The sequence below is a fragment of the Williamsia sp. z34 genome, assembly GCF_059553395.1.
The window spans coordinates 660,010-677,127 of the sequence record NZ_JCANWW010000002.1 but is presented as its reverse complement, the minus strand read 5'-3'; the positions used below and the strand labels follow the sequence as shown (position 1 = coordinate 677,127).

At 63.6% G+C, this 17,118-nt stretch carries 14 protein-coding genes; 7 read left to right on the top strand and 7 right to left on the bottom strand.

From position 1 onward, the window contains the following. Window positions 1–26 precede the first annotated feature (26 nt). From AC51GT_RS07510 to AC51GT_RS07495, 4 genes are all read right to left on the bottom strand, one after another. A complete protein-coding gene (locus AC51GT_RS07510; protein ID WP_496325648.1) occupies window positions 27–896 on the bottom strand; it encodes an HpcH/HpaI aldolase/citrate lyase family protein in 870 nt (289 codons plus the stop codon). Then, a complete protein-coding gene (locus AC51GT_RS07505; protein ID WP_496325647.1) occupies window positions 880–1,725 on the bottom strand; it encodes an IclR family transcriptional regulator in 846 nt (281 codons plus the stop codon). The genes AC51GT_RS07510 and AC51GT_RS07505 overlap by 17 nt, the downstream gene beginning before the upstream one ends. A gap of 101 nt (window positions 1,726–1,826) precedes the next feature. Further along, window positions 1,827–2,084 (bottom strand): hypothetical protein, encoded by a 258-nt coding sequence (locus tag AC51GT_RS07500; protein ID WP_496325646.1) that lies wholly within the window; start codon window positions 2,082–2,084, stop codon window positions 1,827–1,829. 64 nt (window positions 2,085–2,148) lie between these two features. Then, entirely contained in the window at window positions 2,149–3,216 is a 1,068-nt protein-coding gene (locus tag AC51GT_RS07495) for a class I SAM-dependent methyltransferase (protein WP_496325645.1), read from the bottom strand. Between the two features lie 511 nt (window positions 3,217–3,727). Between AC51GT_RS07495 and AC51GT_RS07490 the strand changes: the two genes are divergently transcribed. The 5 genes from AC51GT_RS07490 to AC51GT_RS07470 all read left to right on the top strand — a co-directional run bounded on the left by AC51GT_RS07490 (window position 3,728) and on the right by AC51GT_RS07470 (window position 10,754). Beyond that, window positions 3,728–5,095 (top strand): FAD-dependent oxidoreductase, encoded by a 1,368-nt coding sequence (locus tag AC51GT_RS07490; RefSeq protein WP_496328345.1) that lies wholly within the window; start codon window positions 3,728–3,730, stop codon window positions 5,093–5,095. A 59-nt stretch (window positions 5,096–5,154) separates the two neighbouring features. Then, entirely contained in the window at window positions 5,155–6,627 is a 1,473-nt protein-coding gene (locus AC51GT_RS07485) for a dihydroorotase (RefSeq protein ID WP_496325643.1), read from the top strand. Then, complete coding sequence (locus AC51GT_RS07480) at window positions 6,624–7,862, top strand: CaiB/BaiF CoA transferase family protein (protein WP_496325642.1); 1,239 nt, start codon at window positions 6,624–6,626, stop codon at window positions 7,860–7,862. Before AC51GT_RS07485 ends, AC51GT_RS07480 begins: the two co-directional genes overlap by 4 nt. A 140-nt stretch (window positions 7,863–8,002) precedes the next feature. Continuing rightward, complete coding sequence (locus AC51GT_RS07475; RefSeq protein ID WP_496325641.1) at window positions 8,003–9,061, top strand: alpha/beta hydrolase; 1,059 nt, start codon at window positions 8,003–8,005, stop codon at window positions 9,059–9,061. Between the two features lie 388 nt (window positions 9,062–9,449). Beyond that, on the top strand, window positions 9,450–10,754 hold the full coding sequence (locus tag AC51GT_RS07470) for a GAF domain-containing sensor histidine kinase (RefSeq protein ID WP_496328344.1): 1,305 nt from the start codon (window positions 9,450–9,452) through the stop codon (window positions 10,752–10,754). A 29-nt stretch (window positions 10,755–10,783) separates the two neighbouring features. Here AC51GT_RS07470 and AC51GT_RS07465 read toward each other — a convergent pair whose 3' ends face one another. From AC51GT_RS07465 to AC51GT_RS07455, 3 genes are all read right to left on the bottom strand, one after another. Further along, window positions 10,784–11,206 carry an Hsp20/alpha crystallin family protein gene (locus AC51GT_RS07465; protein WP_496325639.1) on the bottom strand — a complete coding sequence of 141 codons (423 nt, stop codon included), beginning with the start codon at window positions 11,204–11,206 and terminating at the stop codon, window positions 10,784–10,786. A gap of 109 nt (window positions 11,207–11,315) precedes the next feature. Beyond that, entirely contained in the window at window positions 11,316–11,978 is a 663-nt protein-coding gene (locus AC51GT_RS07460) for a response regulator (protein WP_496325638.1), read from the bottom strand. Between the two features lie 96 nt (window positions 11,979–12,074). Beyond that, window positions 12,075–12,965, bottom strand: coding sequence for a universal stress protein (locus AC51GT_RS07455; protein ID WP_496325637.1), 891 nt, complete (start codon window positions 12,963–12,965; stop codon window positions 12,075–12,077). A gap of 552 nt (window positions 12,966–13,517) precedes the next feature. Between AC51GT_RS07455 and adhP the strand changes: the two genes are divergently transcribed. Both adhP and AC51GT_RS07445 read left to right on the top strand, forming a co-directional pair. Next, window positions 13,518–14,546, top strand: a complete 1,029-nt coding sequence (gene adhP, locus AC51GT_RS07450; RefSeq protein ID WP_496325636.1) for an alcohol dehydrogenase AdhP — start codon at window positions 13,518–13,520, stop codon at window positions 14,544–14,546. A 67-nt stretch (window positions 14,547–14,613) separates the two neighbouring features. Then, a complete protein-coding gene (locus tag AC51GT_RS07445) occupies window positions 14,614–17,103 on the top strand; it encodes an ATP-dependent Clp protease ATP-binding subunit (RefSeq protein ID WP_496328343.1) in 2,490 nt (829 codons plus the stop codon). Window positions 17,104–17,118 lie beyond the last annotated feature (15 nt).

The window sequence follows — 17,118 nt, the reverse complement described above, 5'->3', positions numbered from 1 at the left end:
TGATTAGTTGGGGGCGATGCTGCGCGTCAGGCGCCGGTGCTCGCCGAAGACGGTGTGGTTCGGGCGCGGGCGAGTACGGCACGCGCCTGCTCCACGACCGCGTTGTCGATGAAACGACCATGTTTGTCGATGAACGCGGCAGTGCCTTCGGACTGCGCCTGTGCGGCAGCGTCCACGGTCTCCTGAGCCCGATCGATCTCGGCTGCCGCCGGAGTGAAGACCTCGTGCACGACGCCTATCTGCCGAGGGTGGATCACCGACCGTCCGAAAAACCCGGTATCGCGGCCGCATTCGCTGTCGGCCCGCAGTCCGTCGAGGTCCGAGACCTTGGTGTAGACACTCTGGATCGGTGACTCGAGCCCGGCCGCCCGGACCGAGGCGACCAGCCAACCACGCGCCCAGGTGAGCCCCGATGCAGGTACCCGCAGGTCGGCGGCAAGGTCGGCCTCGCCGGCGCTGATGCCGGTGACCAGGGGATGTGCCGCGGCGAGCGCGGCAACGCCGAGAAGACCACGCGCAGATTCGACCAAGAGCTGCATCCGGATACCGGTCTGATCTCCGATGGCCTGGATCAACTCGGGCGCTTCGGCTTTCGGTATCCGGATTCCGCCGCTGGAGCTACCGACCAGGCTTGTATTCGCCAGCGCGTCGATGTCGGCGCGATGCCACGGGCTCGCCGTGTCGTTCACGCGCACCCAGATCTGGGGTGCATCCGGTGCATCCGCCCATTGCTCGATCGTCGCCACAGCCGCAGAACGGGCCTGCGCCTTGGCATCCGGCGGAACCGCGTCTTCGAGATCGATGACGACGGCATCGGCACCGCTGGCGATCGCCTTGCCGATCCGTGTCCCGGAGTGGCCGGGAACGTACAACCAGGTCCTAGGCGTCATCTGCATGCGTTTCGTCCGTTCGATCATCGGTCGGCAGACCGCCTCGCCATCCGAGTGTTCGGGACACCTGGTCGGCAGCCGCGGTCACAATTGGCACATAGCCGAGAAGAACTTCGTTGGTCATCCGGTGGATCGGCCCGCAGACCGAGAGCGCTCCTACGGCCAGGCCATCGAGATCGAAAACCGGAGCAGCGATCGATGAGGCGCCCTCCTGCCGCTCACCGCTGGAGACGCACCAACCCTTTTCCCTGATCTCCTGCAGACTCGCCCGGAGGGCGTCCGGGTCGGTGATCGTTGCGGGGGTGAGGCGGTCGAGGGGCTCGGCCAGCACGGCGTCGTTCAGCGCCCGCGTCTGGAAAGCCAGGATTGCGCGTCCGGAACTTCCGGTGTGCAGCGGGAACCGACGTCCTAGTTCCACTGTCATCTTGATTTCGTTGCGGCTCTCGACCTGGTCGAGATAGATCCGGCCGCGGCCGGCCATCGCTGTCACAGTTGCCGTCTCGCCGGTTTGCTGTTGCAGGTCGGTGAGCAGCGGCCGGGCTACCTCTCGCAACGGAGACGAACGCAGAGCGGAGGCGCCCAGAGCCGCGGCCGCAGGCCCGAGTGCATACTCGCGGTCCGGACTCGTGATGACCAGCAGTCCACGGTCGACGAATGTGGTCAGGACGCGGTGGACCACTGCCTTCGACAGATTCAGTTCCCGGGCCACACGCGACACGCCGAGCGGTCCGTTGGTGAAGTGCAGGAGGATGTCTGCGGCCCGGGCGGCCGAGGTGGTGGTGTTGTTCACCGAGCCGGCCTTGCTCGCTGATTCGTCATTCGACTGGGTTGCCATCGACCACTCCTCGGTATTGCCGGTGCGGGGCCCACCCCGCTCGGGTATGGCCATTGTGAACATTCAAAGTCATTGCACTGGTGAGCATCGCAACGCGGCTGTCATCGCCGGACGCCGACGGGTGCGCCGAGAACCTTGCGGATGATTCGCCGGCGCTCGGTGGCAAGACGAGCAGAAAGGGCTTCGCCGGGTTCGTGGAGATCGACGGCTTCCACGGTGACGACATCCTTGTCTTCGAGGACCTGTTCGAGGGTCATCACGCGGTCCCGCAGAATCCACAGTTCCTGGGTCAGTGTCGTGACCATGCGCGCCAGTTCGTCATTGGTCGCGTTCTCCAAGTAGGAGGGACTGCTACTCATGTTCGTCTCGATTCGTTTTTGCAACAGCCGGTTCGGGGTCCGCCAGCAATGGATGGCAAGGGGGTCAGGCCTGAGGTTTGACGCCGCGCGCGACCCAGGGGTAGTTGCCGGGGCCGACACCGTATTCCTCGACATCGACGAAGCCGGCGTCCCGAAGCAAAGCGGTACGGTCCAGCAGCAGTGCGCCACGCCAGAACGGTTCGTTGCGGTTTTCGGTCTCCCAGTCGAGTACCACACACCGGAACAGCGAATCCTGCTCCGCGTACGGTGCCACATCGCCGATGATGACCTCGCCGCCGGGTCGGCAGACCCGGAAGGCCTCGGCCGCGATGGTACGAGCCGCCGGGACCGGGATCTCGTGAAGCAGGATGAACGCGGTCACCATGTCAAAGCTGTTGTCCGCGTAGGGCGTCGCCTCGCACGCCGCCTGGCGCAGATCCCATTCCCAGCCGTTGCGGGCTGCGATGAGTTTGGCGTGCTCCAGCTCGGTGCGTCCGAGGTCGACACCCGAGACCTTGGCGTCGGGCCAGGCCCGCTGCAGAGCCGAGGCGTATCGCCCGGTGCCGATGCCCAACTCCAGGATCGACTCGTAGGAACCGAGGCGGCCTTCTTGCGCGACGAGTAGGCGTTGATCGGCGAATGACTCACCGGGTTTGACCGCGCCGATGCCGCCGGTGGCGAAGAGCAGGTCGTAGACGTAGTCATGGATCATGAAGCCCATTCGTTCATGACCTTCCCATCCGCCGGGTGCGAGATGGAACTCGGTGTCCGACCAATACTTCGGTGCTTCGACCGCCGGGTCCAGAACCAGGGTTCCACCCTTGTCCGTGTTGGCCTCGTACTCGGCTTCGACTGCGAGGCTGCCGTCGTCGTAGGCTTCGCGTGCTGCCGCGAACTGCTGTTCTCCCGAGAATCGGGTGTAGAACCGGTCCCATGTGTAGTTCTGGGACTGCTCCAGAAGATTTGCGGCAAACCTGATCTGGGCTTGCAGGCCCTCGGGCAGTTGCGCACCCTCGGTCAGGGTGTCGAGGTCCTTGGACGCCGCCGCCTGCAGTTCCTTACCGCTCCACGCGGCCAGATCTGCGAGGAAGTTGAAATTGGCACGACCACGCTGCCGAAGCCCGGTTGTCAAAGGAGTTCCTCTCGCTGTGTGAGATCAGTTGTCGAATCAGAGTCGTGCCGAGATGGTCGACCGTGCCGAAGCCGCATGTTGACGTCCGTTCGTTAACGAGACTTGATTCTGTCCACTGATTCGAGCTGTTCCGTCCAGCGGACCTGCTGGTGCCAGGTAGGCGCTTGCATGAGGGATATTAAACACCATCGTGTGACAAAAAGGTGTCTAATTGTAACGAAGACGTTTCTTGACCACGTGTTTCTTCATACAGTGGACGAATCCGCTTAGGGCAACTAACGTTCCGGTTAACGAAACGACGGCGATTCAGATGGCCTCAGGGCTGAGTAATGATCGAACATGTTCCGGTGCCGCGGCCCCGCCGGCGACGACGGATCGTGAACTATCCTTCGCTCGCCACTGCCGGGCCCTTCGCGATCAGCACATCGACGTCCGCCCGTCCCCACAACGCCGACCACTGACGACCACCACCAACCGATTCGAACGAAAGACCAGGAACTGTGAGGCATTCATGAGTGAGAACGGACCCGACCTTGTAGTGGCCGGTGCCGGTGGCGGCCTGATCGCGGCGCTGCGCGCAGCACAGGGCGGTCTCGACGTGCTGGTGGTGGAGGCGAGCGAGCATTTCCGGCGTGGCAACAACACATCCATGTCGACGGCGATGGTGCCCGGCGCCGGTTCGCGTTGGCAGGCAGCTGCCGGCATCGACGACTCGCCCGAGCGGTTCATCGAGGACATGGTCCGCAAGACCAAGGGTGCGGTCGACATGGCGCTGGCCCGCGCGCTCGCCGAGGTCAGTGCTCCTCTCGTGGAATGGATGGCCGATGACCTCGAGCTGCCACTCGATCTGGTCACCGACTTCCCGTACCCCGGGCACTCGGCACTGCGCTGCCACACCATCGAGGGTCGGCACGGCAGTGCCCTGATCGATCACCTGATCCGCCTGGTGGCGGCGCATCCCCGAATCGATCTGATGGTCCCGGCCAAGCTCAGCGACGTCACGCTGGACGACGCCGGTGCGGTGTGTTCGGTGACGATCAAATCGCCCGATGGGGCTACCGAGGAGATCGAGACGACCGCCGTCCTGTTGGCCACCAACGGATTCGGTGCCAACAGTGCGATGGTCTCCGAATTGTTGCCCGAGATCGCTTCTGCCGTCTACCACGGCAGCGAGTATTCGACCGGCGATGCGCTGGACATCGGCCGGCGTCTCGGTGCCGACACGGCCTTCTTGGACGGCTACCAGGGTCATGCGGCGCTGTCCAAGAAGGCGACCACTCTGGTGGGCTGGGCGACGATCATGCATGGGGGAGTGGTCCTCAACGTCGAAGGCAAGCGATTCGGCGACGAGACCACCGGCTATTCCGAATATGCCGCGATCCTTGCCGCACAGCCTGCTTCGTCCGGCTGGATCGTCATCGACAAAGAGATCTACGAGCGGTGCCTGCTGTTCACCGATTTTCGGCAGACCGTCGACTCGGGTGCCGTGGTGTGGGCCGACTCGGCCCAGCGGCTGGCCGAAGCGACCGGACTGCCGCAGGCGCAGGTGGCTGACGAACTCGCCCGCGTTGCCGAGTACTCGAACGGTTCCGACGCCGACCCCTTCGGGCGGTCGAACTTCGGCCACACCCTCGAAGCCCCTTATGCCGCAGTGGAAATCGTTCCGGCCCTCTTCCACACCCAGGGCGGCCTGCGGGTCGATCGTCGGGCTCGGGTGCTTGCCGCCGAAGGCGCACCCATACCCGGACTCTATGCCTCGGGCGGTGCGGCCATGGGTATCTCGGGCCACGGTGCATCCGGATACCTGGCCGGAAACGGTCTTCTGCCCGCGTTGGGTCTGTCCTACCTGGCTGCGAACTCGGTCCTCGCCGCTCTTTGAAACCAGCCGAGAACGACTCTCGGCCGAATCACGATCCTCCCCAGTTGAAAGGAACCACCATGGCGAGTCCATCGCTGCTGATCAAGAATGCAAGGGTCGTTCAGACCGGACCGGAACATCCGGAAGAGGGCGAGTTCCTCGACATCCTGATCACCGACGGCAAGTTCTCCCGCATCGAGGCATCGATCCCCGTCGACCCCACTTATGAGGTCATCGATGCTGCCGGACGCATCGCGTTCCCCGGTGTCGTCGACGCGCACCAGCACTGGGGCATCTACAACCCGCTCGGCGAAGACGCCGAGATCGAGTCACGGGCATCTGTGCAGGGCGGTGTCACCACAGCGCTCTCGTACATGCGGACCGGGCAGTACTACCTCAACAAGGGTGGCGCTTACGGTGATGTGTTCCCCGAGGTGCTCGAGCAGACCGAGGGCAAGCCCTTCGTCGACTACGCCTACCACCTGGCGCCGATGTCGAAAGAGCACATCGCCGAGATCCCCTCGCTGATCGAGGATCACGGTGTCACCTCGTTCAAGATCTTCATGTTCTACGGAAGTCACGGACTGCATGGTCGCTCCACCGACCAGAGTGAGTTCCTGATGATCCCGAAGGACGAGCGGTACGACATCGCGCACTTCGAGTTCGTCATGCGCGGTATCCAGAAGGCGCGCGAGCAGTTGGCCGACAAGGCCGACCACGTCTCGCTGTCTCTGCACTGCGAGACCGCCGAGATCATGAGCGCCTACACCAAGTTGGTCGAAGAAGAGGGGACGTTGACCGGCCTCGCCGCGTACAGTGCCTCGCGCCCGCAGCACTCGGAGGGCCTGGCGGTCACCATCGCGTCGTTCCTCGCCGACGAGACGCAGATGCCCAACATCAACCTACTTCACCTGAGTTCGGCCAAGGCGTTCGTCGCCGCGATGCGGATGGCAAAAGCATTCCCGCACGTGAACTTCCGGCGTGAGGTCACCATCGGACATCTCCTCGCCGATATCGACACCGCGTACGGCCTCGGTGGAAAGGTCAACCCGCCGCTGCGCCCCCGTGACGACGTCGAGGCGCTGTGGGAGCACGTCATCGCCGGCAACGTCGACTGGGTTGTCAGCGATCACGCCTGCTGCAAGGACGAGAAGAAGTTCGCCGAAGACCGGGGCGACATCTTCGCCGCGAAGTCCGGATTCGGTGGCGCCGAGTACCTTCTGCCCGGACTGGTCAGCGAGGGCCGCAAGCGTGGCCTGAGCTGGCAGCGGATCGCCCGGCTCACCGCAACCAATCCGGCCGAGCGCTATGGACTCCCGGGCAAGGGCGCCATCGCGGTCGGCATGGACGCCGACCTGGCGCTCGTCGACCCCGACCACAACTGGACGGTCAGCCCGGAAGATTCGGAGTCCGCGCAGGAATACACCCCGTTCGAAGGATTTGAGCTGGCGGCCAAGGTCACCGACACCTTCGTCCGTGGGCAGCGTGTGCTGACCGACGGCGCTGTGTCCGGGACGCCGGCCGGTCGCTACCTGCACCGTCCGTACAAATGAGTGATCCGGTGACCACCGATTCCACGGAGGTCAGCAGCGGGCCGGTTCCGACCGGCCCGCTGGCCGGCATTCGGGTTCTCGACGTGTCGACCATCCTGGCCGGACCGTTGGCTGCGCAGATTCTGGGTGACTTCGGGGCAGATGTGATCAAGATCGAGCATCCCACCCGCCCGGACGGGATGCGAGGTCATGGACTGGAAAAGGACGGTCAACCACTGTGGTGGAAGATGGTCTCGCGCAACAAGCGCACGCTGTCGCTGTATTTGGGCAGCGACGAAGGCGCAGCGATCTTCCGGCGCCTGGTCGCCGAGGCAGACGTGGTGATCGAGAACTTCCGGCCGGGAACGTTCGAGAAGTGGGGCCTGGGCTACGACGTGCTGTCCGAGGTCAATCCAGGGCTGATCATGCTGCGCGTGACCGGCTTCGGTCAGACCGGGCCGTACTCCACCCGGCCTGCGTTCGGCACGCTGGTCGAATCGATGAGCGGCTTCGCCCATCTCACCGGTGCCGCCGATGGACCGCCCACCCTGCCGGCTTTCGGCCTCGCGGACTCGATCGCCGGTATCGCCGGAACCTCGGCTGTGTCGATGGCGCTCTTTCATCGGGAACGCACAGGCAAGGGGCAGGTCATCGATCTGGACCTGCTCAGTCCGATCATGACCGCTGTCGGTCCGGGCATCATCTATGCGGACCAACTCGGCATCGACCAGAAGCGGAGCGGGAACCGATCGAGCAACAACGCTCCTCGGAACCTGTACCGCACCATGGACGATCACTGGCTCGCGATCTCCACCAGTGCGAACTCCATCGCCGAACGGGTGTTGCGGCTCGTCGGGCATCCCGAGGTCGTCGACGAACCGTGGTTCGCCACCGGCCGTCAGCGTGCAGCCCATGCAGATCTCCTCGACGGCTATGTCGGTTCCTGGATCGCCGAACGGACGCGCGACGAAGTGATTGATGCGTTCGAGTCCGCAGGGGCGGCAGTGGCACCGGTGTACAAGCCGAGTGACCTGCTCAAGGATCCACAGGTCCAGCACATCGGCATGACAACAACGGTCCACGATGCCGATCTGGGTCCCATGCGGATGCAGAACGTGATGTGGCGGATGAGTGAGACACCGGGAAACATTCGGCACACCGGACGCCCACACGGCTCCGATACCGATGTGATCCTGAGCGAAATCGGTTGTGATCCAGCTGATATCGCGGAGTTCCGCGAACGCGGGACGGTGTGACCCGCGGTCAACATTTGATCGCAGGTTGAATGCATCGGTGGCCGGACCGACATCCGGCCACCGATGCGCCGGTCCGTTGTCATCGTCCGAAGTCTTGGTGGCAAACTCACTCGTCGAGTGAACGCAGTACGCTCACCAGCGTGAGTCAGGCCACCGAACCGTCATTGTCACCCCGCGTCAGAACTCAGCGTTGCCTCATGCAGGCCGCCGCGCGTATTCCCGAAGCCGTGTTGCGGGTGGCGGGCCGCCGAAGCCGCGTGAATGCGGACGGTGACCGGCTGGCTGTCGAGATGGCCGTGACGGGTTTTGTCGCGGCGCATCTGAAGTCGTTTGACATCGCCGGAAAGTCGGTCGCCCAGGCGCGTGCGGACCTACGGGACAACGCTGTTGCCATGGCCGAGAAACTCCCGGCGATGGCCGTCGAAGAGGATCTGTTGGTTCAGGGCCCCGGCGGCCTGCTCCCGATCACCCGGTACCGGGCCCAGGTGGGCTCGACGGGCATTGTGGTCTTCTTCCACGGTGGTGGATGGGTGATCGGCGATCGGGTCAGTCACGACAATCTGGTGCGCAGGCTGGCCGTTGCATCGGGTGCCGACGTTCTGTCCGTGGACTATCGGCTTGCTCCCGAGCATCCTTTTCCGGCCGCCGTCGACGATGCGGTCGCCGCGTGGCGGTACGCAGTGTCCTCCGCCCCGCACTGGGGGGTTTCCACGTCACGGATTGCGGTCGCCGGGGACAGTGCCGGCGGTAATCTGAGTGCTGTTGTGGCACAACAGGTACGGGGCGAGGCAGTGACCCCTTGCCTGCAATTGTTGATCTACCCGGGGACGGACGCTTCAACCCGGCGGGACTCGCGCCGGGAGTTCGCGACCGGGATGTATCTGACCGACGAGCGCATCGACTGGTTCCTCGACCACTACGTGCCCGACCATGCCACGCGCAGCGACCCTCGAGTGTCCCCTCTGCTGGCACAAGATCTTTCGGGTCTCCCGCCGGCTCATGTTGTCGTTGCCGGATTCGATCCACTTCGGGACGAGGGGATTGCCTACGCGAAGCGACTCACTGCAGCGGGCGTTCCTGTCACGTTGGATCGTGCGGGGAGTCTGATTCACGGATTCGCGAACATGACCTTGATCAGCGCCGACGCCCGTGCGGCAGTCGACCGGATGGGCGCAGCACTGGCCGTCGCGCTTCGCTGAGAAGTGGTGGAATTCTTCGGGTTGTGATGATCTCTTTCACGAAAATCGCGTTGTGGCGTTGCAATACAAGCGATCCCGGAATCAGGCAGTTCAGACAAGTCGTGTTTCAAACTTCTGTAACGGAATTGTGATTGAACCGTTATGCGCTGGGCGAACGTCGGTTGCATTGACGGGTCACCACAATTCGGAATGTCGTGAATCATGTTGTGTCGCATATGTGAATATTGCACACGGACGTGGGTGACGCCCGATAAGCAGGCATGTTCGCATTTCAAGGCGATATTCCGAAACGCCGGATCCAATTTGATCAAACGGAAGTCCGCGGGAGCACATTGCCACTAGCGTGGGTGACGTAATACTGCATGAACACCCGATCTACGGGGGACCTATGGAACTGACGTCCGCCGCTTCACAGCAACTGCGAGGTGACTCGTCCCTCCTGCGCGTGCGTGACCTTTTCGGCGAAGTCCACGACCAGATCGCGCATCTGGATGTACCGGATACGCACACAGACGAACTCATCGAGGCACTGGCTTCTGCAGCAGCCGTGGTGGTCGGCAGTGCCGGGCTCTACGACGAGTCGCAGTCGAGATTGGGATGGATCGAGGCGATCAGCGACGTTCGTGCCGAGTTGCTCTCGGGCGCCGATATCGACGGGGTCGTAGAGATGGCAGCCCGCAGGGCAATGGATCTCACGAGCGGCGATGTCGTATTCGTCCTGCGGCCGCGAGATCCGGAGCAACCGCGCGAGTCGGTCCGCGAACTCGCCGTGACCGTTGCCGACGGTGAGCGCGTTTCGCAATCGGTCGGATGCGCCGTCCCGGTCGCAGGAACGACCGTCGGCGTGGCCTTTTCCGAACAGACGCCGGTCTTGAGCGAGACATTGGACGATCAGCTCACGGGCCTCACCGCGGGGTCGGCAGGGCCGGCGGTGGTCGTTCCCTTCAGTGGCGGGGCCACGATCAGTGGCGTATTGGTCGTCGCGCGTCGCACCGGAAAGCGACCGTTCGGCGATGACGTGCTGAAGCTGGTCACGGACTTCGCAGACCAGACGGCATCGGACCTGGCGATGGCGGCGGCCATACGGCGAAGCCACGAACTACAGGTGTTGGCAGATCGGGACCGAATCGCGCGCGACCTGCACGACCACGTCATCCAGCGGGTTTTCGCCGCGGGAATGAATCTGCAGGGCACCCTGCAGCGGTCACAGTCCCCAGATGTGCGGCGGCGGCTCACCGGCACGATCGACGATCTGCAGGACGTGGTCCAAGAGATACGCACGACCATCTTCGATCTGCAGGATGAGGGGACCCCATCCACGCAGCTGCGTCAGCGAATACACGAGGTCATCGACAACCAGGCGGGGGACACCAGCGTCAGGACCTACCTGCGATTGAGTGGTCCGTTGTCCGTGGTGGGACCGGACATGGGCGACCATGTCGTTGCGGTGGTCAGGGAAGCGGTCAGCAACGGTGTTCGTCACGCCGCAGCAGAAACGATCACCGTGACGATTTCCGTCGGCAACGACCTCACGGTCGAGGTCGTCGACGACGGAATCGGCATGCCGGCCACCGTGAGTCCCAGCGGGCTGGGCAATCTGCGATCCCGGGCGCGTGAACTCGGCGGGGACCTGACGCTGGGCGGCCCGGCTTCGGGGACCGGTCTGGTGTTGTCGTGGCGCGTCCCGATGTGACTGTGTGCCTTCTCAGATGGCCGAGCGGCTCACTTGGTCTCGACGGTGATCTGCTTGCCCTGTGACTTGGATTCCGACAGCGGAACCGTGACGGTGAGAATGCCCTTGTCGTAGTCGGCCTTGACCTTGTCCTCTTCGAAACCGTTGGGCAGCGGCATCGAGCGGATGAATGACCCGTAGGTGAACTCGGATCGGGTGTCGGACTTCTCCTCGACGGTGCGCTCTGCCTTGAGGGTCAGCATGCCGTCCCGGACTGTGACCTCGACGTCCTTTTTCGGGTCGATACCCGGCAATTCGGCACGCACAACGTACTTGTCGTCGCTCAACTCGTCTTCGATCCGGATCAGATTCGAACTCGGCCGCATGGAGCCGAGTGCGGGGAACCCGGCGAAGAAATCTGACACGTCCGGGAGCAGTGACTGGATCGGATGGCGGGTCGCAGGCTTGTTCATCGGAGGGCCTCTCGGTTGGTAACGGTCTACCTATTGCACCCGACTTCGACACGTCGGCGGGAGGGCAGAAAGACCCTGCTGTGGCGGCCGAACGAAAGGGCCGACAACCTCAGTGGCCCGGGTTCTTCGGATGTCCCTCGAGCTTGGCGGCATACACCGCCGCCTGCGTGCGGCGCTCCATTCCGAGCTTCGCCAGCAGCCGGGAGACGTAGTTCTTCACAGTCTTTTCCGAGAGGTGCATCCGGCCGGCGATCTGGCGATTCGTCAGACTTTCGCCGAGCAGGGCGAGAAGTGTCTGTTCCTGCTCTGTGAGCGCGTCGAGGGGACCGGCCGCCCCTTGCGTGCGGAGTTGATCCATGAGCGCTGCGGCCGCGGTGTTGTCCAGCAGCGACTTACCTGCCCCAACGTCTTTGATCGCTTTGGCCAGGTCCATTCCGGCGATGTTCTTGACGACATACCCGCTGGCTCCGGCGAGGATGGCATCGAGCATGGCCTGGTCCTCGGTGAATGACGTCAGCATCAGACACCGGAGGGAGTCGAGTTTCGTGCGTAACTCCCGGCACAGTTCGATGCCGCTGCCATCAGGCAACCGAACGTCGAGAACAGCCACATCGGGTTTCAATGCCGGTATCCGGGCAAGGGCCTGAGCGTAGGTGCCGGCTTCCCCGATGACGGTGAGTTCAGGGTCGGACCCGATGATCTCGACGAGCCCTCGGCGAACCACCTCGTGGTCATCGACCAAGAACACCGAGGTCACAGATCCACTTCCCATATGTCGTGCTCCTCAGATGGTGATGGCGGACCCAGCTGCCACTGCATCGATTGTAGGCGCCGGCGCCTGCTCCACCGACCGCGTTGAGCACCCGGGTCAGGGACGGGCGATGAGCACCGGACACGAGGCGGTGTTCAGCAGCACACGGCTGGTCGACCCGAGAACCCGGGCGATGAAGTTGCTCCGCCCTCGTGAACCGATGACCAGCAGGGCGGCGTCAGCCGATGCATCCTGGAGTGCGCCGACGGGGTCGCTGGCGGGTACCAATGGTGACACCTCGACGTCTGGATACTTCTCGCGGTATCCGGCAAGCGCTTCGGCGAGAAGCGCCTCTTCGGCGGTGTGGGCGTCATCCCAGGACAGGCCCGAGTGTTCGGCCTTGAACAGCGGGTGAAGTTTCGTGACGTTCCAGGCGTGAACGGCCACGAGTCGAACGTTGCGCAAGGCTGCTTCCTCATAGGCCTGACGCACCGCCAGCTCGCCGGATCTCGATCCGTCCACGCCGACGACCACTGCGTCGGGCGTCGTGTCCCGCGCCGGCCCGGGATGGTCGCGAACCACCACCACGGGGCACGCCGCGTGGGAGGTCAGCGCATCGGCGACCCGCCCGAGAACGCCGGGGACCCGGGGGGTTTGCCCTTCAGCGCCGACGACCAGCAGTTCCGCGCTCTCTGACATGCGCTGCAGGCCCAGCCGCGGTTCGATCAGAAGACGTCTCGTGTCGATGACGATGTCGGTCCCCGCGTCGGCGACCTCGGACGCCGCCAGCGCCTTCGCCTCGGTGAGGTCTTTGTCTGCACGGTCGTTGAGGAGATCGAAGTATGCGTCGGGTACCGGATAGTCGCTGAGGGTGATCAGGTCGTCATCGACACAGCAGAGAAGCAGTAGTCGGGTCGATCTGATCACGGCTTCGCGAGCTCCCCATCGCACTGCGCCGTAAGACGCCGCCGAGCCGTCGACACCGACCACAATCGGTTTGTTCTCCATGTTCGCTCCTGACATCGAGCACGGCCCATACCGTAACCACGGTCCCACCTTTCGGTCCGATTCGATAGGGCCGCAGGGCACCACATGCCATGCCGAAGGGCACCTGGGGCCCACGCGGGTCAGTTCGGTGTGCAACCAACCGGAACGATGTCCGAATTGGTCGGACACTCTCTACGAGTGGATTTCGGAGTCCGGCAGGGTTGATCCCACCGCGAGGATCGTGCCGCCGGCACGCCGGGGTAGGGGTGCTCGATCGATAAACGGCAGTGCGGCACAAGGGATTCGGCTGCCAACAGCGGACGCTCTGTGTGCCGCAGGTCTGCGGCCAACACCCAGAGGGGCCGGCCGGCCGAGTGCGAACGAGCCGGACGAACCTGATGACGAAGGTCCACAGGTCGGCCCGCCTTGCGATGACCGTTGGCATTCGTTCGATGACTTTGTGCCCGAGCGGCAGTGAGACCAACCGTGATGCACTGGGATTCGTGGCGTGATCGGCGGTTGCCGCCCGGACGTCAGGGACCGTGAACTTCGGACAGAAGGGTCAACACAGCGATGGACATGATGAGAGCAGCGGTCGTGCAGAGCTTCACCGATCCACTGTTCATCGAAGACGCTCCGATCCCATCCCCGGGACCTTTCGAGGCCCTGGTGAGAGTCCAGTACTCCGGTGTCTGCCACACCGATCTGCATGCGGCTCGGGGCGATTGGCCGGTCAAGCCGCAAGTCCCGTTCGTTCCTGGCCACGAAGGCGTGGGGAAGGTCATCGCCGCGGGCGAGAACGTGACGCGTCTCGCCATCGGGGACACCGTCGGCAACGCCTGGTTGTGGAGTGCCTGCGGCGAATGCGAATATTGCGAGACCGGATGGGAAACATTGTGCCCCAACCAGATCAACGGCGGATACAGCGTGGACGGATCATTCGCGACGCATATGCTCGTCGACTCGAGGTACGCACCGATCATTCCCGACAACGTCGACCTGGGTGCCGTCGGACCCATCCTGTGTGCCGGCGTCACCGTGTACAAGGGTCTGAAGGTCACCGATACCCAGCCCGGTGACTGGGTGCTGATCTCAGGTATCGGCGGACTCGGGCATATCGCCGTCCAGTACGCACGTGCGATGGGGCGGCGGGTGATCGCGGTCGATGTCGACGACTCCAAGCTTGCCCTGGCCGAGCAACACGGTGCAGAGATCGGCGTCAACGCTGCCAAGGTCTCCGATGCGGCCGCGGTCATCGTCGAGGCGACGGGCGGCGGGGCGCATGGAGCGTTGGTCACCGCAGTCAATGCCCGTGCCTTTCCGCAGGCGGTGGCGGGTCTTCGCCGCGGCGGTACCGTCTCCCTGGTCGGCCTGCCACCGGAGGCGTTTCCGCTCGACATCTTCACCACGGTGCTCTTCGGTCTGACCGTGCGAGGCTCGATCGTCGGCACTCGAAAGGACATGGCGGAAGCGCTCGACTTCTTCGCGCGTGGACTCATCAAGCCCACATACACGGTGCGGCAGCTACCGGAGATAAATGACATCTTCACGGCCATGACCGATGGCGAGATAAATGGGCGGATTGTTCTCGATCTCGGATGAACCACGTTGGCGCGGCAATGTCGCCGAGTGGTGAGGCCGCCGCACTGGAGAGAGAAAGGCACGGCTCATGACCAATCCCTGGATGGATCAAAGCCCGTTCGACGACATGTTCAACCGATTCTTCGGCACCGAACGGCCCCGTCCGCAGGTCCAACGCGTCGACTTGGGGCGGCTGCTCAACGATGAGGCCAAATTGCTGGTGGCAACGGCTCGCGAAGCCGCAAAGCAGTGGGACAGTGGTGAGCTCACACCGGAACACCTGCTCTATGCGGCAGCGCAGGTCGAAACCTCGCAGACCATCCTGAAAGAGTTGGGGATCGACCCCGAGGAGCTCGCCAACCAGATGTACGAGCGCATCACCGCGGTGCCCTCGGAACCCCGCAGCGGTGACCTACCGCTCAGTCCCGCCACCAAGCTCGCGCTTCGTACGGCCCAGCAGCAGGCCTATCAGGCCGGCGCCAGCTATGTCGGACCCGAGCACATACTGCTGGGTATCGCGTCGAGCGCCGAGACGCCTGCGGCACAGGCCCTGGCAGGCAATCTGAAAACCGATGGAGCGCAATCGGGGTCGGGCGGCGGTAACAGTGAAACGCCCGCCCTGGAGGAATACGGACGTGATCTGACCGCGGAGGCGCGTGCCGGGAACATCGATCCGGTGGTGGGTCGTGCGGACGAGATCGAACAAACCGTGGAGATCCTCTCCCGACGCCGCAAGAACAACCCGGTCCTCATCGGCGATCCGGGGGTCGGCAAAACCGCGATAGTCGAAGGGTTGGCGCAGCGCATCGTCAACGGTGATGTTCCGTCCACCCTCGCGGACCGCCGGGTGATCGCTCTGGACATCGGTCAGGTGGTGGCGGGCAGCAAGTATCGAGGCGAGTTCGAAGAACGACTGACGAAGATCCTCGATGAGATCCGGGCACATACGGATGAGCTGGTGATCTTCATCGACGAGCTACACACCATCGTTGGCGCGGGCTCGAGTGGTGAAGGTTCGATGGACGCGGGAAACCTCCTCAAGCCGGCTCTGGCCCGCGGCGAACTCCACACCATCGGCGCCACCACCATCGACGAGTACCGCAAGTACATCGAGAAGGACGCCGCCCTCGAGCGTCGCTTTCAGCCGATCCTGGTGGCGGAACCATCGGTCGATGACACGATCGAGATCCTGCGGGGGCTTGCCGACACCTACGAGGCGCACCATCAGGTCCACTACACCGATGAGGCGCTCGTCGCCGCTGCCGAACTCTCCGACCGCTACATCACCGATCGGTTCATGCCGGACAAGGCGATCGATCTGATCGACCAGGCCGGAGCGCGGGTGCGGTTGCGTACCAAGACGCCTGACACCGACGCCAAAGCCGTCGAAGAAGAATTGGCTCGGTTGGAGCGGGAGAAGGACTCGGCCGTCGCCTCGGAGAACTACGATCGTGCCGCTGAATTGAAGGCCGAGATCGCGGCGCAAAAGGAAACCCTCGGAGACTCATCCGACGTGCGCACCCAAGATGTCACCATCGTGGACATCGCGGAGGTCGTCTCCCGGCAAACGGGTGTACCCGTTTCGGAGCTGACCACCGAGGAACGGGCAAAGCTCCTCGGCTTGGAGGACGTGCTGCATTCCCGTGTCGTGGGCCAGGACCAGGCCGTCGCCGTCATCGCCGAGGCGGTTCGACGCGCCCGGGCCGGGCTGGCCGATCCCAGACGACCCATCGGTTCGTTCCTCTTTCTGGGGCCGACCGGTGTCGGCAAGACCGAACTCGCAAAAGCGCTGGCGGAAGCCGTTTTCGGAGACGAGGATCGCCTGATTCGCTTCGACATGAGCGAGTTCCAGGAGAAACACACCGTCTCCCGTCTGGTCGGTGCTCCTCCCGGCTACGTCGGATATGAAGAGGCCGGCCAGTTGACCGACAAAGTGCGCAGGCAGCCGTATTCGGTGATCCTCTTCGACGAGGTCGAGAAGGCACATGCGGACGTCTTCAATGTGCTGCTGCAGCTACTCGACGATGGTCGTGTCACCGACGCGCAGGGCCGCACAGTCGATTTCAAGAACACCATCGTGATCCTGACCAGTAACCTGGGGTCCGACCTGATCCTCACCACACCTGACGCCGACACGATCGCGGTGCAACTCATGGAACGCCTGCATTCGCATTTCCGGCCGGAGTTCCTCAATCGCATCGATGAAATCGTGACATTCCAGCGTCTCGACGAGGTGCAGCTGCGACAGATTGTCGAGCTGACACTGGACAGCACTCGACGTCGACTCCACGCCCAGGACATCGAACTCGAGGTGAGTACTGCGGCCCAGGACTGGTTGGCGCGCACCGGATACCAGCCGGAGTTCGGTGCGCGGCCTCTGCGTCGGACGGTGCAGCGAGAACTCGACAACAAACTGTCGCGTTACCTGCTCAATGGAGCACTCGTGCCGGGTGACACCGTCAACGTCGACGCGGGCGATGACGGGCTGAAAATCACGGTGGCCGCAGCCGAAGACAAAGAAGGTGACGCCGGCGGCGCAGTCAGTACCGAGAAAGAATCATCAAAACACCCGGTCTGACGTCACACTCTTGAG

Bases quoted from the DNA above. Each gene is read 5' to 3' on its own strand.
- AC51GT_RS07510 (WP_496325648.1), bottom strand. From the start codon at position 896: ATGCAGATGACGCCTAGGACCTGGTTGTACGTTCCCGGCCACTCCGGG.
- AC51GT_RS07505 (WP_496325647.1), bottom strand. From the start codon at position 1,725: ATGGCAACCCAGTCGAATGACGAATCAGCGAGCAAGGCCGGCTCGGTG.
- AC51GT_RS07500 (WP_496325646.1), bottom strand. From the start codon at position 2,084: ATGAGTAGCAGTCCCTCCTACTTGGAGAACGCGACCAATGACGAACTG.
- AC51GT_RS07490 (WP_496328345.1), top strand. From the start codon at position 3,728: ATGAGTGAGAACGGACCCGACCTTGTAGTGGCCGGTGCCGGTGGCGGC.
- AC51GT_RS07485 (WP_496325643.1), top strand. From the start codon at position 5,155: ATGGCGAGTCCATCGCTGCTGATCAAGAATGCAAGGGTCGTTCAGACC.
- AC51GT_RS07480 (WP_496325642.1), top strand. From the start codon at position 6,624: ATGAGTGATCCGGTGACCACCGATTCCACGGAGGTCAGCAGCGGGCCG.
- AC51GT_RS07470 (WP_496328344.1), top strand. From the start codon at position 9,450: ATGGAACTGACGTCCGCCGCTTCACAGCAACTGCGAGGTGACTCGTCC.
- AC51GT_RS07465 (WP_496325639.1), bottom strand. From the start codon at position 11,206: ATGAACAAGCCTGCGACCCGCCATCCGATCCAGTCACTGCTCCCGGAC.
- AC51GT_RS07460 (WP_496325638.1), bottom strand. From the start codon at position 11,978: ATGGGAAGTGGATCTGTGACCTCGGTGTTCTTGGTCGATGACCACGAG.
- AC51GT_RS07455 (WP_496325637.1), bottom strand. From the start codon at position 12,965: ATGGAGAACAAACCGATTGTGGTCGGTGTCGACGGCTCGGCGGCGTCT.
- adhP (WP_496325636.1), top strand. From the start codon at position 13,518: ATGGACATGATGAGAGCAGCGGTCGTGCAGAGCTTCACCGATCCACTG.
- AC51GT_RS07445 (WP_496328343.1), top strand. From the start codon at position 14,614: ATGACCAATCCCTGGATGGATCAAAGCCCGTTCGACGACATGTTCAAC.